Raw genomic sequence first — 20,031 nt, 5'->3', positions numbered from 1 at the left:
TGATTTATTTTAATAAAAGGCCAAAGGGGAATTCTATATGAGAACTGCTAGAAAAATTGAAGAGTTTGATGATTATAGTGACTACTGTCAATATTTGTACAGTAGTAATGTACTCTATAAACAAGAACAAATAAAAACAAGAAAAATAAATAAAAAAAATAAGAAAAAATTGTCTATAACTTTTTCTACTGTTTTTCTTGCGTTCATTGTTTGCGCAGGTCTTGGAGTTTTAATATATAACTATGCAAATATCGCAGAACTTAAATATCACAATTATGAATTAAAAAGAGAAAGCGCGAAGCTAGATATTGAAGTGGAAGATCGATTATCAAAACTTGAAAGTGTAGTCGTACTTGAAAATGTTGAAAAAGTAGCTATGACTGAATTAAATATGCAGTACCCTAAACCTGAACAGATAGTATATATTGGATCAAAATGGCATTATGCACTTACCAGTAATGACAAAAAAATACTTAAAGACGCAAAGAAAATTGGCGATTCGAAAAACGAATTTAAAAAAGAACTCAAGAATGTTGCTTTACTGATCAACAATTTTATAGATAAGTAAATATAGGTGTAAGGAAAATGTAATTTTCCTAAAATAATATAAGTGATAAAGCTATGATTTGTAAATATACTCCAAATCATAGCTTTATTACTTAAATGCTAGAAAAATAGTTAGAAATGCATAGAATAAAATGTTAAAATTATATGTATATTTATTTTGAAAATTTAAGATTTTGTAGTTTGAAATAGGAGAAAAAATGTCTAGAAAAAAAAGAAATGAATCAACTTCATTAAATAAATCAAGATTAACATTTGCAATGGCTTTAGTTTGTTTTGCATTTTTAATTTTAATAACAAGGCTTGCATATATTCAAGTGATTAATAATGATATTTACAAAAAGAAAGCACTGGCACAACATACTCGCGATATTGTTATTCCTGCAAAACGTGGAATTATTTACGATGCTAATGGAGTTAAATTAGCTTATAGCGTTGCAACTTTTGACGTTTATTTAAGACCTTCTTTGATAAAAAATAAAGCAGATGCAGCAAAAGAAATTTCTACTATATTAGGAAAAGAAAAAGACTATGTTTTGAAAAAACTTAATTCTGACAAAGATTTAATTAAAATAGCCACGGGTTTATCTAAATCGACTTCGGATCTTATTAAAAATAAAAAAATATACGGTGTTTGGATAGCTGAAAACAATAAAAGAGTATATCCGTTTTCTGATTTTGCATCTCATATTTTAGGACATACTACTACAGACAATGTTGGTATTTCAGGAATTGAATATTATTATGAGGATAAATTAAAAGGAAAAGATGGAATGCTTATTACAAGTACGGATGTTGTTGGTAGACCTCTTCCTTATTCAAATGATAAAGTTTATAAGCCTACAGAAGGCGAAAATATTGTTCTAACAATTGATGAAGTAATACAACATTTTACTGAAAAAGCAGTAAGAAAAGCCTACGAGGAGCACAACCCTCTTAAAGTTAGCGCAATAGTTATGGAGCCTAAAACAGGGAAAATATTAGCTATGGCTTCTGTTCCAGACTACGATCCCAATAATCCTAGAGACCTATCTAGATATTATACTAAGGAAGAAGTAGATAAAATGGATGACAGTACACTCGTAAATAACTGGAATGAAATTTGGAGAAATCCTGCTGTGAGTGATACTTATGAACCTGGGTCTTTGATTAAACTACTTGTTGCCTCCGCTGCACTTGAAGAAAATATTACTAGTCCATCAACTAAATATTTTGACAAAGGTTATATTGATGTTTATGGGACAAGGATATATAATTGGCGAAAGAACCGACCTTTTGGAGAGCAGACTTTAACAGAGGCTCTTGAAAACTCAATAAATCCAATTTTTGTTCAAATTGGGCAAGAGCTTGGAAAAGATAATTTATACAAGTATTATAAGGATTTTGGATTGTTTAATAAAACTAAAATAGATCTTCCAGCTGAAGCTTCCTCACTTTACTTAAAAAAAAATAAAGCTGGTCCAGTTGATACTGCAACGATGTCTTATGGACATGGTCTTTCAACTACACCAATTCAAGTTGTAACAGCACTTTCGTCAGTAGTAAATGGTGGAAAATTAATGAAACCTTACGTAGTTGATAAATTTGTTGATAACAAGGGTAACACTATTCTCGAAAATAAACCTACGGTTATTAATAATGTGGTTAGTGAAAAAACTTCTATTGATTTAAGACTTATGATGGAGTCTGTTGTTTTATATGGCTCGGGTAAAAAAGCATATATACCTGGTATAAGAGTAGGTGGTAAAACTGGGACAAGTGAAAAGTTAATAAATGGAGTATATTCTCATACTAGAGCATATTCATCATTTTTCGGTGTCGCACCTATTGAAAATCCTAAAATAAGCGTATTAATAGTAGTTGATGATCCTAAAGATTCAACTTATGGAAGTGTTATTGCTGCACCTATTGCTAAAGATATAATGGAACCTACGCTTAGATATTTAAAGGTTGAACCAAATTTCAATAATGAATCTAAATCAATTAATATGCCAAATTTTGTTGGTAAAACTTTAAAAATATCTAAAGGTATTGCAAAAGCTTCAGGATTAATTTTAACAACTAATCCTTTATCAATTAAAGATGAAAATTTAATTGTAAAAAAGCAGTTTCCATATGCTGGTACGAAAATTAATGAGAAAACAACAATTGTTTTGAGTTTTGGTGAGTAAACAAACATAAATATGTGATATAATTTAGAAGCTTCTTTTTACTAATATTTGGAGGAAAAAATGAAATTAATTCAACTACTTAAAGGTGTAAATATTATTGATAAAAAAATTGAAATTACAAATGATATTACATGTATTGAAAATAATTCTAAGAAAATAATAAAAGGTGGATGCTTTGTTGCAATAAAAGGATATAAAGTAGATGGACATTTGTATATAAAAAATGCGATTGAAAGAGGAGCTAGATTAATTATTCTTGACAATAAGAAATATTTTGACCAAGACTTTGAAAATAATGGCATTAATTACGTTTTGGTCGATGATTCAAGAGAGGCTCTTGCGATATTATCAAATAATTTTTATGGTAATCCAACGTCTAAATTAAAATTGATTGGAATAACTGGTACTAATGGGAAAACATCATCTGCAAGTATTTTAAATAATATGATTAATTACCTTGGTCTAAAAACAGGACTTTTTGGTACTATTGAAAATAAGATTGATGATAAAGTTTATAAATCTAGTGTTACAACACCAGAATCTCATGAACTTGGTAGAATGTTTTCTGAGATGGTTGATAAAAAAATTAATTATGCAATTATGGAGGTTTCATCCCATTCGTTAGCGCTAAACAGAGTAAATGCCTTAGACTATAATGTTGGTATTTTTACAAATTTAACAGAAGATCATTTGGATTTTCATAATAGTTTCGAAGACTATTTTTCTGAGAAGAAGAAGCTCTTTTACTTAACAACTGACGGAAATGTAATTAATATTGATGACGAATACGGTGAAAGACTATACTTTGAGTTAAGAGAAAACGGCGTAAAATCATTTTCTACATCAATAAATAAAAAAGCTGATATTATGGCTCAAAATATAGAACTTAATGAAAGTGGTTCTTCCTTTGATTTAATAACTCCTATTTTTTCTAAGAGAGTTAATATTAATCTCCCTGGGAATATTTATATTTATAACGTTATGGGAGCTGTTGGAGCAATGATAGCTCTTGATTTTAAGGCTGATGATATTACTGAATCTTTAAGTAGAATAAAATCTGTTAGAGGGAGACTTGAAAGGGTTGAAAATAAACAAAATTTTAATATTATTGTAGATTATGCTCACACTCCAGATGCACTAGAAAAAGTTATTGAAATTGCAAAAGAATTTACAAAAGGAAAAGTTGGAGTTGTTTTTGGTTGCGGTGGAGATAGAGATAAATTTAAAAGACCAATTATGGGAACAATTGCATCTGAGAATGCTGATTTTGTAATTGTTACTAGTGATAATCCAAGAAGTGAAAATCCACTTCTTATTATTGATGATATAGTTGAAGGAATTACAGATATCAATAAAAGCAAAGTTCTTTTAGAACCTGATAGATTTTTAGCTATAAAAAAAGGGATAGATAAAATGGACTTAAACGATACTTTACTTATTGCTGGAAAAGGGCATGAGACTTATCAAATTCTTAATGATAAAACAATAGATTTTGATGATAGAGAAGTAGTTCATAATATACTAGGAGAGGTAAAAAAAGATGATTGTAGAAAGTATTAATATTAATATGTTTTTATCGTTTATAATTTCATTTCTAAGTGCGGTTATTTTAGCACCATTTATAATTCCTCTGCTAAAGAAAATGAAATTTGGTCAAAGTATAAGGGAAGAAGGACCTAAAAGCCATCAAGTTAAAACAGGTACACCTACAATGGGTGGATTAATCATTTTAACAGCTATTCTTGCTTCTTTTCTAATTTCTTTAAATTTCAGTGATAAGACATTAGTTATTATAATGGGACTTATGTTTTTTGGATTAGTAGGTTTTATTGACGATTATATAAAAATCGGGCTTAAAAGAAATTTAGGATTAACTGCAAAGCAAAAGATTTTAGGACAACTTATAGTGAGTCTAATAATTGCTATTTATAGTATCAAACTTGGTACAGACATTCATATTCCATTTATAAAGCATAATTTAGATTTAGGAATATTTTATATTCCCTTTATTGTGTTTTTATTAGTGGGAGTAAGTAATAGTGTAAACTTAACGGATGGACTTGATGGACTTTCAAGTGGAGTAAGCATTATAGTAACTTTATTTTTTTCGATAGTAGCTTATAAACTTGGTGAATTTCATGTATCATTTGTAACTATCTCAATTACTGGGGCTTGTTTAGGCTTTTTATTGTTTAATAAATATCCTGCAAAAGTTTTTATGGGTGACGTTGGTTCGCTTGCGCTTGGAGGCGCTATTGCTTCGATATCAATTGTTTTAAAAGAGCCAATTATATTGATAATTGTTGGTGGTATTTTTGTAGCTGAAACGTTTTCAGTTATTCTTCAAGTGAGTTATTTCAAACTTACGGGCAAAAGAATTTTCAAAATGAGTCCTCTTCACCATCACTTCGAATTATCTGGTTGGAAAGAGACAAAAGTTGTAAAAGTATTTTGGCTTGTTTCTGTCTTGTTATCACTGATTGGATATTTTGTTCTATTTCATTAGGGGGAAAAATGAAAAAAGTATTAGTTGTAGGAATTGCTAAAAGCGGTATATCAACTTTAAAAATTTTAAAAGAACTTGGATTTTCTTTGACTATTAACGATATAAAAACAGATGAAAGTTTAAAAGAAATACTTTTATCAATTAATGGATTATATGATGAAAAAATTCTTGGCAGACATCCTAACCTAAGTGAGATAAAGGATTGTGGAACTATGATTCTTTCTCCAGGAGTACCTACTGATTTAGAATTTATAGTAAAAGCTAAAGAAAATAATATAGATGTTATTGGTGAAATAGAACTTGCTTATAGACTCTCTCTTTCCAAGCATTTTATTGGTATTACTGGAACAAATGGAAAAACAACAACGACAGCACTCGTTGGTGAAATATTTGAAAATGCACATAAAAAAGCTTATGTAGTAGGAAACATTGGTGTGCCTGCTATTTCTGTTGCACTTTCTTGCAAAAAAGATGATTATTTGATTACAGAATTAAGCAGTTTTCAACTAGAGAGTATTTCAAGTTTTAGTGCGCATATTGCGGCAATTTTAAATATTACACCAGATCATTTAAATAGACATAAAACAATGAAAAATTATATTGATGCAAAATCTAATGTGTTTTTAAATCAGTCAAAGAATGATATTTTGGTATTGAATTATGATAATTTGATAACAAGAAAAATTGCATTAAATGTATCTTCGAATGTAAAGTTTTTTTCTTTGAAAGAAAAAGTTAATGACGGAGTCTTTCTTGATGGAAATATTATTGTTATTAAATCTAAAGGCAAAACAATGCACGTAATGGATAAAAATGATATATTTATACTTGGAGAACATAATCTTGAAAACGCAATGGCAGCTATTCTAATTTCTTATTACTCTGGTATAGGATTAGACGTTATAAGATATACTCTTAAAACTTTTAAAGGTGTTGAACATAGAATAGAATTTGTTGATAAAATAAATGGGGTATCATATTATAATGATTCCAAAGGTACTAATCCTGATGCGTCAATAAAAGCTATTCAAGCAATGAAAGGTAAAACTTTTTTAATTGCTGGTGGAATGGATAAAAAAAGTGAATTTGATGATTTTATTAAATCATTTGATGATAAAGTGAAAGAATTAATACTTTTCGGTGAAACGAAAAATATTATTGCATTAGCTGCTAAAAAGAATGAATTTACTAATTATATAATAGTTGACACTTTAAAAGAAGCTATTGAAGAATCGTTTAAAAAAGCTAGCAAGGGAGAAAATGTTCTCTTATCACCTGCTTGTGCAAGTTGGGATATGTACAAAAGTTATGAACACAGAGGAAAAGAATTTAAAGAAATTGTAAGTAATTTAAGGGGTTAAGATGAAAAAGCCATTTGATTTTGTATTATTTATTGTAGTAATGTTTTTAATATTTATTGGAATTATGATGGTTTTTAGTTCAAGCTATTATTTTGCGCTTTCTCTTTGGAAAGATAAATTTCTGTTTTTTAGAAAAGAATTGATTTTTGCGGGTGTAGGATTAGTATTAATGGTATTTTTTGCACTGTATGATTATCGGAAGTTAAAAAAATTATCTTTACCAATTATGATTGTATCAATTACTTTCTTGATTGTTGTATTAACGCCACTTGGAATAGAAGTAAATGGAGCAAAAAGATGGATAGATGTAGGTATTACTACATTTATGCCATCAGAATTTGCAAAACTGGCATGTATCATTTTTTGTGCGAGTACGATGTCAAACAAAGGGGAGAATATAAAAGATTTTAAGAATGGTGTTCTTCCGTATATTTTAATTATTGCCCTAAATTTTTGTTTGATTTTGCTTCAACCAAATTTAAGTACTGCAGTTACCATTTCTCTTATAGTTATATCTATGCTTTTTATTTCTGGAGCAAAGCTTTCACAATTAGGAATTATGATGTTTGCTGGAATACTTGCAATTGTTGGATTTGCATTTTCAGCTGAATATAGGTTAAAGAGGATGATGACTTTACTAAAACCCGGTTCTAATCCACTTGGAGAAGGATGGCAAGTTACACAATCTCTATATGCCCTAGGTTCAGGGGGTATTTTTGGAGTTGGACTTGGTCAAAGCACTCAAAATAAACTTTATATTCCAGAACCTCAAAATGATTTTATTTTTGCTACAATTGGTGAAGAACTTGGATTCATAGGAGTAGTTTTTGTATTACTACTATTTTTAATACTTATATATAGAGGAATTAAAATTGCTTCTACTTCTAAAGATTTATTTGGATGTTTACTCGCATCTGGTATATCAGCTATGATTGCTATCCAAGTTATAGTTAATGTAGGTGTTGCATCTGCAATATTACCGGCTACAGGAATTGCTCTACCATTTATAAGTTACGGAGGCAATTCGCTAGTAATTATGATGAGCTCTATAGGAATATTGTTAAATATTTCTAGGCACTAAAGGGGATAAAAATGAAAATATTAATTACGGGCGGTGGAACTGCTGGTCATGTTAATCCAGCTATCTCTATTGCGAATGAATTTAAAAGACGAAACAAAAAAAACATTATAAAATATGTTGGTTTAAAAAAAGGTATAGAATGTGAAATTGCAAAAAAAGAAGGATATGAGTTTTTAGGAATTGAAGCTAGTGGTATTCAATCAAGAAAAATCATTTCATTAATAAAAACAATATTTAAAGTTCTTTTAGGAATTGTACAGTCATTTATAATAGTTATTAAAGAAAAACCTGATATTGTTATAGGAACAGGTGGTTATGTAAGTTTTCCTCTTGTATACATAGCGCAATTACTTGGTACTCGTACTTATGTGCATGAACAAAATGCATTTCCAGGTAGAACGAATTTAAAACTTTTTGTAAAAGTTAATAAGTTTTTCGTTTCACATAAAGACACGAAAAAAATTGATTTAAGTTTAGAAAAGGTTGTTTATTCAGGGAATCCAATAAAAAAAGAATTTACGACGATGGATAGAGAAAAATCAAGAAAAAAACTTGAGTGCAAAGATGAGGTATTAAATGTTATTTCACTAGGCGGAAGCGGAGGAGCAAGAAAAGTAAATGATTTAATGCTCGAGATAATTAAATCTTTTAGTGGCAATGAAAATGTAAGAATAACGCATATTACTGGAAGATCATACTATGAAAGATTTAAAAAAATAATGCTTAGTGAGAATTTGAAATTCGAAAAAAATATTGAAATATTGCCTTATACTTATGAACTTCCTTATTATTTTAATGCATACGACCTTGTAATTTCAAGGGCAGGTGCGGGAGCAATTTCTGAGCTTGAAGCATGCGGAATACCGGCAATTATTATTCCTTCTCCAAATGTAAAAGATAATCATCAAGAATTTAATGCCAATTCTCTTAAAGAAAAGGGAAGTGCAATAGTTATTCTAGAAAAAGATATGGTATATGTAAATATTATTAATATGATTAAAAATTTTTCGATTGATAGAACTAGTATAAATAAATATAAATCTGCGAAAATTGAAGATGTCAATGCAGCTAAGGTTATAGTTGACACTATTTTAAATGATAGATGACACTTTAGAAAGTACGGAGGCAATATTGAGCAAAAATAAAAGAAAAAAAACTGTTATTAAATTAACAACAATTGTGATAATATTATTATTAGGTTTTTTAGTGTTTTTGAGTCCTTTATTTAAAGTTAATAAAATAGAATATAATCTTAATGCAAATGTTAATGAAAAAGATATTTATAAGGCGATGGGATTTCTAAAAAATGAAAAGTCTATTTTTTTAATTAACAAAAAAAGTCTTATTTCAAAAGTTAAATTAGAACCATTTATAAAAAATGCTTCCCTTAAAATTGTATATCCGAGTACTTTGATCTTTGATTTTACGTATAGAAAAGAATTTTCAGTAATAGAATATTCTAATTTATATATTACGATAGATGATGAACTAAATGTTTTATCAGTATCTGATAAAACAGGAGATATTTTTATTATTGAAGGATTTTTACTTAAAGACTTTATTGTAGGTAAAAAGATAGAAGTATATAATGAATCAGTATTGAAAAACGCGACACTTCTTATAAAACTATTATCAAAATCGCATATAGATTTTAAACCAAAAATTAATTATAGTGATGGAAGTTTAAATGTTCAAATAAGTGATGCTTTTAAAGCAAAATTCGGCAAAGGCGACGATATAGAAAGAAAATTTAATGATTTCGTTGATATCTATGAGGCTCTTGTAAATAAAGGAGTAAATTCTGGTATCATTGATGTTAGTAATAAAGGTCTACCTTTGTATAAACCATTTGGAGAGTAGGTAAAATGATGAAAAAAGATCAGATATGGATTGGAATTGTATGTGTAATCCTAGGTATAATAATTGCATTTCAGTTTAGAATAGTTCAAAGAAATTATTTTCATGGTATGAGTCCTCATATTAAATCAACAGAATTAATTAATGAAGTTAGCCAGTTGAGGAGCCAGAAATCAAAGCTTCAATCTGAGTTTGATGAATTAGATAAAAAACTTAAATCGATTGAAGAAGCAGCTTCAAGTGACAACATTATGATAAATAAATTAAGATCAGATGCCCAGAAATACAAATCTTTTTCAGGGCTGACAGACGTTTCAGGTGAAGGTATAATTATAACGATAGATAATCCACCAAAAGATTTAAATTACTCTGATGATATTAATATCGTTTACGACTATGAATTAATAATTAATTTAGTAAATGAGTTAAATTCTGCAGGTGCTGAAGCAATTATGATTAATAATCAAAGGCTTACTAGCTACTCAGAAATAAGAGCAGCAGGAAATTCTATTAACATTAATACAATTCCACAGTCAACACCCTATATTATTAAAGTTATTGGAAATAAAGATACCTTAGATGGTGCAATAAATCAAAGATTTGGAATTGTTAGTACGATTAGGAGTCGAGGTTATCTTGTTGATACGAAAAAAGCTGAAGAAGTAAGTATAAAAAAATATACTGGTATTACAAATTTTATATACGCAAAAACTAAGGAATAGAGTATTGTACAATTCACTCGCCTAGAGGTGTAAAATGAAAAGAAAAAGTTCAAAAGCAAGTTTATTTGCTTTAATGCTAATTTTAGGAGTTTTGGTTGCTGTTCAATTTAGAATACTTAGAACAGGATTTAAATACGTTAAGATACAGGATATTGATTATTTGTATACGCAAATTGAAAGTGAAAAAGCTGAAATTGAGCAGATAAAAAAAACTAAATTAGAAATTGAAAATAAAGTTAATGAATATGAAAATAGTGAAAATTACTTTGAATTAGAAAAAACTCTTAAAAAAAATCTTGATGAAATAATTAAATTTGCAGGACTTTCAAGAGTGAGAGGTGAAGGTATAATTGTAATTATTTCTGATGGGGACCGAGAACTTTTAAATAATGAAAATCCTAATAATGTATTAGTTCACGACTTAGATATAAAAAAAATTATTACTGATTTAAGAAATGCTGGAGCTGAAGCTATTTCTATAAATGGTCAAAGAATACTTTTTGGAAAATCAATAGTACACTGTACTGGACCAACTATAAAAGTGAATAATTCAGTTTTTGCTCAGCCTTTTATAATTAAGGCTATAGGTAATCGAACATATTTGGAATCTGCTATTAATGCTCCAGGTAGATATGGAAATATATTGAGAGATTGGGGATTGTTTGTTGAAGTAAATACAAGTGTGAGTATTGTTATTCCAAAATATAGTGAACTTATTTATTCAAATTATACTCATGATGATAAAGGAAGTGAAGAAAAATGATTATTGCGTTACTTGGAATTTTATTAGGAGTGGCTATTGGATTACTACTGCCACTTTCGCTTGCAGCTACATATTCTTTATATGTATCGGTAGGAATACTAGCCGCTATTGATTCAGTTTTTGGCGGAGTAAGAGCGAGCATGATGGAAAAATTTGATCCAGTAATATTTATTTCTGGATTTTTTATTAATGCATTAATGGCAGGACTTTTAGCGTATATTGGAGATAATCTTGGTGTTCCTTTATATTATGCAGCTATTTTTGCTTTTGGCGTTAGGTTATTTAATAACTTAGCAATTATTAGAAGGATTATTATTGAAAATATTAGAAAAAAGAGAGTCGAATAATTATAATATTAGTTGAATTCAATATATATTGTGTATAAAAATAAAAAAATGTTACATATAGTATGTTTTTTTTAAGAAATTGAAAAAAAAGACAAGAAAATTGTATTTATTAATCAAAAAATATGGTATTATTTATATTAGGTGTATGGCTTGAAATTGAGTCATAACTTGAATGATAATAAAAATATGCGAAAAATGTCGAATGATTATTTTTCTTTTATATATTAAAGGGGGCTCTTAAATGTTAGAATTCGATATAGATATGGAACAGTTTGCTCAAATTAGAGTTGTTGGAGTTGGTGGTGGTGGAAATAACGCCGTAAATAGAATGATTGATGCAAGTTTAACAGGGGTTCAATTTGTAGCTGTAAACACAGATAAACAGGCACTTTATAATTCGAAGGCTGAATACAAAATACAAATTGGTGAAAAATTAACAAGAGGTCTTGGAGCGGGAGCGAATCCTGAAATTGGACAAAAGGCTGCTGAAGAGAGTAAAGACGATATATATCAAGCACTTCAAGGTGCTGATATGGTATTTGTAACTGCTGGTATGGGCGGTGGAACCGGAACTGGTGCTGCACCAATTGTTGCAGAAATTGCTAAAGAAATGGGCATTTTAACTGTTGGAGTAGTAACGAAACCATTTACTTTTGAAGGTAAAAGAAGAAATACACATGCCGAAAGTGGAATCGCTGAATTAAGAGATAAAGTTGACACTCTTGTCACAATTCCAAATGATAGATTACTTGAAGTTGCTGAAAAAAGAACTTCAATTGTAGATGCATTTAAAATTGCAGATGATGTATTAAAACAAGGTGTTCAAGGTATTTCTGACTTGATTACTGTACCAGGGCTTGTAAATCTTGACTTTGCTGATGTTAAAACTATTATGTTTGAACAAGGACTTGCTCATATGGGCGTTGGTAGAGCAAGTGGAGAAAATAAAGCACAAGAAGCAGCAAAGCAAGCTATACACTCTCCTCTACTTGAAACAACTATAAATGGAGCTAAGGGAGTACTTCTTAATATTACTGGTGGTTCTTCACTTGGGTTATTTGATGTAAATGAAGCTGCTGAAATAGTATCGGAAGCAGCTGATGAAGATGCAAATATTATTTTTGGTGCTGTTATTGATGAGGCTTTAAAAGATGAGATAAGAATAACAGTTATTGCTACTGGATTTGATGTAAATAAAAGTGAGGCTATTAAAAATAAAACTAAAGAAGTAAAAAGAAGTAAAGTCGAAACAGTTGAAGAAAAAGAAGAGTCTGTTGAAGAAATAGAAATTGAAAACTCTGATTCAGAAGAATTTGAAATCCCTACTTTTTTAAGAAGAAAAAGATAGAAATGGAGCGTGATTGTAAGTGAATTGTCCATATTGTAGTTACACTGAATCAAAAGTTGTAGACTCTCGTCCAACCGACGAAGGTCATTCAATTAGAAGAAGAAGAGAGTGTTCTAAGTGTAAGAGAAGGTTCACTACATACGAAAAGATTGAAGAAACTCCTTTAATTGTTGTAAAAAAAGATGGTACACGTGAGCTTTATGATAAGAAAAAATTGTTAAATGGAATAATAAGGGCTTGTGAAAAAAGGCCAGTTTCTATCGAGCAGATGGAGAAATTAATTGATAAAGTGGAATTAAAACTTCACAATACAATGGATAAAGAAATCCATTCAACTAAAATAGGAGAACTTGTAATTGATTTAATAAAAGATTTAGACGAAGTAGCTTACGTCAGATTTGCTTCTGTTTATAGGCAATTTAAGGATATTAATTCTTTTATAGATGAACTTACAAAATTATTAAATGAAAAAAACAATTAAGAAAAACTCCCATTTTGGGAGTTTTATCTATTTGTAGTAAGTAGGTATACTGTTTACTATTATAAAGTATTTTAACTGAGGTGTGAAAAGTTGTATAAAAAAAACATGTTTATTGAATTCGAAAATATTGCAAATTTAGGTATTATGGCTGGAATTTCAACAAGAAATGGTGGAGTGAGTAGTGGTAATTATAAGAGCTTAAATCTAGGTATCTACACAAATGACCAAAAAGAGTCAATAAGTAAAAATTATGAAATATTTTTAGAAAGTTTAAATTTAAGAATGAATAAAACCTTTTATACTCTTCAGGTTCACGGAACGGATATAAAAATAATAGATGAAAAATTTTATGCTGATAGCTCAGATTTTTCTGCTATTGAAAACTTTGATGGGATGATAAGTAAATTAAAAAATATAAACCTAGTGACTTTTTATGCAGATTGTGTTCCGCTTTTGTTTTATGATAAAAAAAATGATGTCATTGGCATTTGCCACTCGGGTTGGAGAGGTAGTGTTAAGAAAATTGCTTTAAAAATGGTTGAATTATTTATTGGCGAATTTAATTCGAACCCGCTGGATATTATATGCGCGATAGGACCATGCGCTTCTGTTTGTTGCTATGAAGTTGATAGTGTTGTAATTAAAGAAGTAAATAAAAACTTTAAATTTCCGCATAAATATTATATGTTAAAAAATAATAATAAATATATGCTTGATCTAAAAAAAATGAATTATGATATTCTAGTAGAATCTGGAATTTTAAAAGAAAATATTGAAATTTCGCCATTATGTACAATATGCAACAATGATATTCTTTTTTCTTATAGGAAAGAAAATGGAAAAACGGGTCGCCATATTGGAATAATATCAAAGTAAATGATTATTAGTATTTTTTTTAAAAAATTTATTATATAAATAATTTGGTTTTTAAAGTTTAGGTTGACGTATTATTTTTTTAAATGTATTATTGTAGTATTGGGTAGATATAGGTATTTTTAAAGAGTGGTGGATTATGAAAAATTTGAGTAATGTTATTTCAAAAATTATGAATGAAAGTATAGCTGAAGAACTCGGACTTAATGTTGGCGATGCCTTAGTTAGTATCAATGGCAAAAAGGTGGTTGATATTATTGACTATCTTTTTTTAATGTCAGATGAATTTTTAGAAGTTGAAATTGAAAAAAAAAATGGCGAGATTTGGATGCTCGAAATAGATAAGGAGTATGATGAAGAACTTGGAATTGAATTTGAAAATCCAATTTTAGATCATGCTAAAAGATGTAGTAATAATTGCATGTTTTGTTTTGTAGATCAGCTTCCGCCTAATATGAGAGAAACTTTATACTTTAAAGACGACGATTCAAGATTATCGTTTTTACAAGGAAATTTTGTAACGCTAACCAATGTAAAGGATGAGGAACTAGATAGAATTATAGATTACAATATTAGTCCTATAAATGTTTCTATTCACACAACGAATTCTGAACTAAGAAAAAAAATGCTTAGCAACAAGTTTGCAGGAAACGTTATAGAAAGACTTAATAAATTAACTGAGAATAGGGTTGAAGTTAACGGTCAGATAGTGCTTTGTCCAGATATAAATGACAAGGATGAACTAGATAGAACATTGAATGACTTATTAAATATGAAGAGACCAATAAATAGTTTGGCTATTGTTCCTGTTGGTAAAACAAAATTTAGAGAAGGACTTTACCTACTTAATACCTTTAACAAGGAATCTGCTTTATTTGTTATTGAGCAAATTGAGAAATGGCAAAAAAAATTTATGGATAAAATTGGAACTAGATTTGTGTTCTTGTCCGACGAATTTTATGTTCTTGCAGGCATTGAAACACCTAACTATGAGTCCTATGAAGGTTTCACGCTAATCGAAAATGGTGTCGGACTTATTAGAAAATTCAAATACGAAGTTGATAAATTTATTGAAAATGACAACTCGAAAGATTCAATAAATTTAAAGAGATGTATTACAATTTCAACTGGAAAATCTGCATATAAATTTTTAAATGAATTAGCAAAAGATATAATGAAACATTATAATAATATTAAAATTAATGTGTTCGAAGTTAAAAATAGTTTTTTTGGTGAATCTATTACGGTAGCAGGACTTTTAACTGGTCAAGATATATATAATAGGCTAAAAAACGAAGAATTAGGAGATATGATCTTGCTTCCAAAGGCTATGATGAAATCAGATGAAAATATTTTTTTAGATGATATGACTGTGGATGAATTATCTAAAAAATTAAATATAAGTATAAAAATCACTAATGTAATAGGAAAAGAATTCATGGATAATATTTTAGGAAACAAAGCGGAGGTAGTGCAATGAGTAAACCCATAGTAGCAATAGTTGGAAGGCCAAATGTTGGCAAATCAACTTTTTTTAATAGAGTTGCTGGAAGAAGAATTTCAATAGTCGAAGATACACCTGGAGTAACAAGAGATAGAATTTATGCGGATGTTGAGTGGTTAAGCCATAACTTCACTTTAATAGATACAGGTGGAATTGAGCCTGATAATGGCGATGTAATTATGAGTCAGATGAAAGAGCAAGCCCAAGTTGCAATAGATACTGCAGATGTAATCGTATTTATGTTAGATGGTCACTATGAATATACACCAGCTGATGAAGAAATTGCTCAAATGTTAAGGCGTTCTAAAAAACCTGTTGTGCTTGTAGTAAATAAAGTTGATGGAACTGATATGCCAAGCCATTTTTATGATTATTATAATTTAGGAATAGGTGAACCAATTCCAATTTCATCAGTAAATATTCTGAACTTTGGTGATTTACTAGATATAATAGTAGGTTATTTTGATGAAAGTAGTAAGGAAGTTGATGATGAGGAAGTTATTAAAGTCGCTGTAATAGGAAAGCCAAATGTTGGCAAATCATCAATAATAAATAAAATACTTGGTGAAAATAGAGTTATAGTTAGTGATATTGCGGGTACGACAAGAGATGCAATTGATACTCCATTTGAATACGATGGGCAAAAATACACATTTATTGACACAGCTGGAATTAGAAGAAAAAGCAAAATAAATGAAAAAATCGAGAAATACAGTATATTAAGAGCACTTACGGCTATTGAGAGATGTGATGTTTGCCTAATTATGATTGAAGCAACTGAAGGTGTCACAGAGCAAGTTACTAAAATTGCAGGTTATGCCCATGAGGCAGGAAAAGCATCAATTATTGTAGTCAATAAATGGGATATGTTAGCTAAAGATAACCATTCATATGCAAATTATGAAAATAGTATTAGAGATGATTTAGCATATATGAGATATGCACCTGTTATGTTTGTGTCAGCCTTAACGGGACAAAGAGTTATGAACTTATTTGAAAAGATTCAGCTTGTTTCAAATGAACATTCTAAGAGAATATCAACTGGTCTTTTAAATGATGTAATAAGTGAAGCTATACTTTTAAATCAACCACCGTCTGATAAGGGTGTAAGACTTAAAATTTTCTTTATGACTCAATCTGGAGTAAAACCTCCAACTTTTGTATTGTTTGTGAATAAAAAAGAATTGGCACATTTTTCTTATATAAGATATTTGGAGAATACATTAAGAAAAAATTTCGAATTTACGGGAACTCCTATTAAGACTATTGTGAGAGAGAGAAAGAAAAAGACATTCAAATAAATAATGGAGATGATTTTAATTGAAAATTGCAATTCTTGGTGCAGGTAGTTGGGGAACAGCCTTAGCTTATGTTCTAATAAATAATGAATTTAAAGTTAATTTATGGACAAGAAATTCTATAGATCTTAATTATATGAGAGAAAATAAAGTAAATAAAAAATATTTACCTGATGTTTTACTTGATAAAAATATTGAATTTATCAATAATATTGAAGATTCAATTAAAGACGTAGACGTTATTGTACTCGCTGTATCGTCTCAGGCGACTAGAAACATTCTTGAAACGATAAAAGAACATGTTAATAAAAATCAATTAATAGTTAATGTATCAAAAGGAATTGAATTGGTTTCTTTAAAGACAATTTCTCAAATAGTTAAAGAATTTTTTCCAAATAATAATTTTGTAGCGCTCTCAGGTCCGTCTCATGCAGAGGAAGTATCGAAAGGGATGCCTACTACACTTGTGTCTGCAAGTATAGATAAAAGAAGTGCTGAATTAATTCAAGATATATTTACAACCGAATATTTAAGAGTTTATACCAATCCGGATGTAATTGGAGTTGAAATTGGTGGGTCTTTAAAAAATATAATTGCTCTTGGTGCGGGAATATCTGATGGACTTGGTTATGGAGATAACGCAAAAGCAGCTCTTATGACACGTGGTATATATGAAATTGCAAAACTTGGTAAAATTATGGGTGCTAAAACTACAACTTTCACTGGATTATCTGGAATCGGAGATTTAATTGTTACTTGTACAAGCATGCATTCTAGAAATAGAAGATGTGGAATACTTATAGGTGAAGGGAAAAAACCAAAAGACGCTCTTGAAAAGATTGGTATGGTTGTCGAAGGTTTCTATACTGTGGAGTCAGCATATTACCTTTCAAAAAAATATAATGTAGAAATGCCTATTACTAGAGAATTATACAAGGTGATTTATGAAAATCATGGTGCTCGTGATTCAGTGAAATCACTTATGATGAGAAGTAAAAAACATGAAATTGAAGAGATGATTTTAAATCCAATAGAGTGGAATTAATTCTGAAACTACTCAATAAAAGCTAATTATTATTTAGTTTATTGAGTGGTTTTTTTAATATTACATAAATTTTCATTTTTTACTAGAATAAAGTTTTATTTTTTATTATAATCAGTTTAGAGTAACTTTAATAGGTGGTTTTATGAAAAAATATAAAAAAAAATTTAATGTTCTAAAACTTTTAAGGAGTCTGCTAATAATTGCTATAGTGATTTTCTTAGGATTAAGATTATTTGTAAATTTTATTTTAACGGATAATTTAACATACAAAGCTAAATATGATGAATTGAATCTTGAATCAACATATAGTGGAGTTATTTTTAGAAAAGAAGAGATTATCAATACGAATGCAAGTGGCGCTATAAAATATTTTGTAAATGAGGGCGAAAAAATAAAGAAAGGCTATAAAGTTGCTGAAATAACTCATGAAAAAGTAGAAGAAGATATTGTCAGCGAAAAATCAGAATCTGATTTAATAGAATTTCAAAAAAAAATAAAAATAGATATTAGTGTAATTGATGGTGAAATTGATTCTTTAAAACAAAGAATTTTAGAATCAGTTGATGAAAAAAATTATGTTCAGCTTAGCGATTTAAAAAACAAATTATTGCTTAAACTTGATAAACGTAGTTTGATAGAAAAAAACAAAAAATTAATTGATAATGGTTCTTCAAGTTTTAAAGAGTCTTACATTGGTAATGCAAATGCAAATGTAGGTGATAAAGTTAATTTCTATTCTCCTATTTCTGGTATTGTATCTTTTTATATTGATAATTTAGAACCAAATTTAACAATTGAAAATATTTATAACATTAATTATAGTGAACTTATGGATAGGGATTTTTCACTAAAAAGCTTAACTTCAAGCAGACTTGCTGCTAAAAGCCCTGTTTATAAAATCGTTGATAATTCACTTTGGTTTTTAGTATGTGTAATCGATAAAAAAGATTTGAATTTTTACGATAAAAATCAAAAAATTGTTGCTATGATTGATTCAAATAAGTTAGATGCAAGGGTTGCTGATGTTTTTGTTTCTTCGGATAAAGCAGCTTTAGTTCTAAAAATATCACAGCAGTATGAAGATTTTTATAAAAAAAGATTTGTAAAAGCAACGATTATTAGAAATAATTTTAATGGCATTAAAATAAAAAACACTAGTATTGTTTCAAAAAATAATGTTTTAGGAGTTTATATTTTAGGGATTAATAATAAAGCTAATTTTAGACCTATAAAAATTCTTGGCAAAGACGATAAATATTCCATTGTAAAAGATGGATATATATATATTGATGATGAAAATAAAAGAGTAAGGACTATTGATTTAACAGATGAAATTGTAATTGATGCTGCGTCTGTTAAAGAAGGCGATAAAATTTATTGAAATAAATTTTAATTAAGCGAGGAGAAAAAATGGAATATCTAAAAAATAATATTGATAATATAAGAGAAAATATAAAAAAGGCTTGTGATAGTACAGGAAGGGAAATTTCAGAAATCACTCTTATAGCTGTGACTAAAACAATCGATGAGTCAATTGTAAATGAGAGTTTAAAATATGATATTTTTGATGTTGGTGAAAATAGAGTTCAAGAAATACAAAGAAAATACGACAATATAAAAAGCGGTGTAAAATGGCATTTAATTGGTCATCTACAAACTAATAAAGTTAAATATATTATTGAAAAAGTAGATTTAATTCATTCTGTAGATAGTATAAAACTTGCTAAAGAAATTGATAAAAGAGCAAGAGAAATTGGTAAAGTAATGGATATTTTAGTACAAATCAATGTTGCAAAAGAAGAAAGTAAATTTGGCATAAACGAAGAAAATATTGATGAAATCATTAATGAATTGTCAAAACTTAACAATATTAAAGTTAAAGGACTAATGAATATAGCTCCTTTTGATGAAAATGTTGAGAAGATAAGAAATGATTTTAAAAAAATGAAAGAGATTTTTGATTCTTTATCAAATAAGTTGTATAATAATGTAGAGATGCTTTACTTATCAATGGGAATGACTAATGATTATATGGTTGCAATTGAAGAAGGAGCCAACATGATTAGAGTTGGAACTGGCATTTATGGCAAGCGTGATTATTCAAAATAGA

The 20,031-nt window shown here is 28.8% G+C and carries 19 protein-coding genes; all 19 read left to right on the top strand.

The genetic code is table 11. The features are described from left to right. Positions 1-37: 37 nt before the first annotated feature. On the top strand, positions 38-568 hold the full coding sequence (locus AACH12_RS09270; RefSeq protein ID WP_338535134.1) for a cell division protein FtsL: 531 nt from the start codon (positions 38-40) through the stop codon (positions 566-568). A 196-nt stretch (positions 569-764) separates the two neighbouring features. Further along, entirely contained in the window at positions 765-2,735 is a 1,971-nt protein-coding gene (locus AACH12_RS09265) for a penicillin-binding transpeptidase domain-containing protein (RefSeq protein ID WP_338535133.1), read from the top strand. A 60-nt stretch (positions 2,736-2,795) separates the two neighbouring features. Continuing rightward, on the top strand, positions 2,796-4,295 hold the full coding sequence (locus AACH12_RS09260; RefSeq protein WP_338535132.1) for a UDP-N-acetylmuramoyl-L-alanyl-D-glutamate--2,6-diaminopimelate ligase: 1,500 nt from the start codon (positions 2,796-2,798) through the stop codon (positions 4,293-4,295). After that, a complete protein-coding gene (mraY, locus tag AACH12_RS09255) occupies positions 4,276-5,241 on the top strand; it encodes a phospho-N-acetylmuramoyl-pentapeptide-transferase (RefSeq protein WP_338535131.1) in 966 nt (321 codons plus the stop codon). Before AACH12_RS09260 ends, mraY begins: the two co-directional genes overlap by 20 nt. Positions 5,242-5,249: 8 nt before the next feature. Further along, positions 5,250-6,602, top strand: a complete 1,353-nt coding sequence (gene murD, locus AACH12_RS09250) for a UDP-N-acetylmuramoyl-L-alanine--D-glutamate ligase (RefSeq protein WP_338535130.1) — start codon at positions 5,250-5,252, stop codon at positions 6,600-6,602. A gap of 1 nt (position 6,603) precedes the next feature. Next, positions 6,604-7,683, top strand: a complete 1,080-nt coding sequence (gene ftsW / locus AACH12_RS09245; RefSeq protein WP_338535129.1) for a putative lipid II flippase FtsW — start codon at positions 6,604-6,606, stop codon at positions 7,681-7,683. An 11-nt stretch (positions 7,684-7,694) separates the two neighbouring features. After that, positions 7,695-8,789, top strand: a complete 1,095-nt coding sequence (locus tag AACH12_RS09240; RefSeq protein ID WP_338535128.1) for a UDP-N-acetylglucosamine--N-acetylmuramyl-(pentapeptide) pyrophosphoryl-undecaprenol N-acetylglucosamine transferase — start codon at positions 7,695-7,697, stop codon at positions 8,787-8,789. Positions 8,790-8,814: 25 nt separating this feature from the next. Next, positions 8,815-9,543 (top strand): cell division protein FtsQ/DivIB, encoded by a 729-nt coding sequence (locus AACH12_RS09235; RefSeq protein WP_338535127.1) that lies wholly within the window; start codon positions 8,815-8,817, stop codon positions 9,541-9,543. 5 nt (positions 9,544-9,548) lie between these two features. Then, positions 9,549-10,262, top strand: a complete 714-nt coding sequence (locus AACH12_RS09230; RefSeq protein ID WP_338535126.1) for a DUF881 domain-containing protein — start codon at positions 9,549-9,551, stop codon at positions 10,260-10,262. A gap of 34 nt (positions 10,263-10,296) precedes the next feature. After that, positions 10,297-11,025 carry a DUF881 domain-containing protein gene (locus tag AACH12_RS09225; RefSeq protein ID WP_338535125.1) on the top strand — a complete coding sequence of 243 codons (729 nt, stop codon included), beginning with the start codon at positions 10,297-10,299 and terminating at the stop codon, positions 11,023-11,025. Then, positions 11,022-11,372 (top strand): small basic family protein, encoded by a 351-nt coding sequence (locus AACH12_RS09220; RefSeq protein WP_338535124.1) that lies wholly within the window; start codon positions 11,022-11,024, stop codon positions 11,370-11,372. The genes AACH12_RS09225 and AACH12_RS09220 overlap by 4 nt, the downstream gene beginning before the upstream one ends. 241 nt (positions 11,373-11,613) lie before the next feature. Next, positions 11,614-12,720, top strand: a complete 1,107-nt coding sequence (ftsZ, locus tag AACH12_RS09215) for a cell division protein FtsZ (protein ID WP_338535123.1) — start codon at positions 11,614-11,616, stop codon at positions 12,718-12,720. A 19-nt stretch (positions 12,721-12,739) separates the two neighbouring features. Next, positions 12,740-13,201, top strand: a complete 462-nt coding sequence (gene nrdR, locus AACH12_RS09210; RefSeq protein WP_338535122.1) for a transcriptional regulator NrdR — start codon at positions 12,740-12,742, stop codon at positions 13,199-13,201. Positions 13,202-13,291: 90 nt separating this feature from the next. Next, positions 13,292-14,077, top strand: a complete 786-nt coding sequence (gene pgeF, locus AACH12_RS09205) for a peptidoglycan editing factor PgeF (RefSeq protein WP_338535121.1) — start codon at positions 13,292-13,294, stop codon at positions 14,075-14,077. Between the two features lie 145 nt (positions 14,078-14,222). After that, positions 14,223-15,554, top strand: coding sequence for a DUF512 domain-containing protein (locus AACH12_RS09200; protein WP_463671020.1), 1,332 nt, complete (start codon positions 14,223-14,225; stop codon positions 15,552-15,554). After that, positions 15,551-16,879 carry a ribosome biogenesis GTPase Der gene (gene der, locus AACH12_RS09195; RefSeq protein WP_338535119.1) on the top strand — a complete coding sequence of 443 codons (1,329 nt, stop codon included), beginning with the start codon at positions 15,551-15,553 and terminating at the stop codon, positions 16,877-16,879. The genes AACH12_RS09200 and der overlap by 4 nt, the downstream gene beginning before the upstream one ends. Positions 16,880-16,898: 19 nt before the next feature. After that, positions 16,899-17,921 (top strand): NAD(P)H-dependent glycerol-3-phosphate dehydrogenase, encoded by a 1,023-nt coding sequence (locus tag AACH12_RS09190; RefSeq protein ID WP_338535118.1) that lies wholly within the window; start codon positions 16,899-16,901, stop codon positions 17,919-17,921. A 142-nt stretch (positions 17,922-18,063) separates the two neighbouring features. Next, positions 18,064-19,302 carry an HlyD family efflux transporter periplasmic adaptor subunit gene (locus AACH12_RS09185; protein ID WP_338535117.1) on the top strand — a complete coding sequence of 413 codons (1,239 nt, stop codon included), beginning with the start codon at positions 18,064-18,066 and terminating at the stop codon, positions 19,300-19,302. Positions 19,303-19,331: 29 nt separating this feature from the next. Beyond that, the gene (locus tag AACH12_RS09180; protein ID WP_338535116.1) at positions 19,332-20,030 is read left to right on the top strand and encodes a YggS family pyridoxal phosphate-dependent enzyme; all 699 of its coding nucleotides are present in this window, start codon (positions 19,332-19,334) and stop codon (positions 20,028-20,030) included. Position 20,031: the final 1 nt, after the last annotated feature.

Source organism: Helicovermis profundi, from assembly GCF_033097505.1.
Classification (GTDB): domain Bacteria; phylum Bacillota; class Clostridia; order Peptostreptococcales; family Acidaminobacteraceae; genus Helicovermis; species Helicovermis profundi.
The sequence above is the reverse complement of the archived record's forward strand: the minus strand, read 5'-3'. Positions and strand labels throughout refer to the sequence as shown.

Coding starts and splice junctions, on each gene's coding strand:
- AACH12_RS09270 (WP_338535134.1), top strand. CDS start 38: ATGAGAACTGCTAGAAAAATTGAAGAGTTTGATGATTATAGTGACTAC.
- AACH12_RS09265 (WP_338535133.1), top strand. CDS start 765: ATGTCTAGAAAAAAAAGAAATGAATCAACTTCATTAAATAAATCAAGA.
- AACH12_RS09260 (WP_338535132.1), top strand. CDS start 2,796: ATGAAATTAATTCAACTACTTAAAGGTGTAAATATTATTGATAAAAAA.
- mraY (WP_338535131.1), top strand. CDS start 4,276: ATGATTGTAGAAAGTATTAATATTAATATGTTTTTATCGTTTATAATT.
- murD (WP_338535130.1), top strand. CDS start 5,250: ATGAAAAAAGTATTAGTTGTAGGAATTGCTAAAAGCGGTATATCAACT.
- ftsW (WP_338535129.1), top strand. CDS start 6,604: ATGAAAAAGCCATTTGATTTTGTATTATTTATTGTAGTAATGTTTTTA.
- AACH12_RS09240 (WP_338535128.1), top strand. CDS start 7,695: ATGAAAATATTAATTACGGGCGGTGGAACTGCTGGTCATGTTAATCCA.
- AACH12_RS09230 (WP_338535126.1), top strand. CDS start 9,549: ATGATGAAAAAAGATCAGATATGGATTGGAATTGTATGTGTAATCCTA.
- AACH12_RS09225 (WP_338535125.1), top strand. CDS start 10,297: ATGAAAAGAAAAAGTTCAAAAGCAAGTTTATTTGCTTTAATGCTAATT.
- AACH12_RS09220 (WP_338535124.1), top strand. CDS start 11,022: ATGATTATTGCGTTACTTGGAATTTTATTAGGAGTGGCTATTGGATTA.
- ftsZ (WP_338535123.1), top strand. CDS start 11,614: ATGTTAGAATTCGATATAGATATGGAACAGTTTGCTCAAATTAGAGTT.
- der (WP_338535119.1), top strand. CDS start 15,551: ATGAGTAAACCCATAGTAGCAATAGTTGGAAGGCCAAATGTTGGCAAA.
- AACH12_RS09185 (WP_338535117.1), top strand. CDS start 18,064: ATGAAAAAATATAAAAAAAAATTTAATGTTCTAAAACTTTTAAGGAGT.
- AACH12_RS09180 (WP_338535116.1), top strand. CDS start 19,332: ATGGAATATCTAAAAAATAATATTGATAATATAAGAGAAAATATAAAA.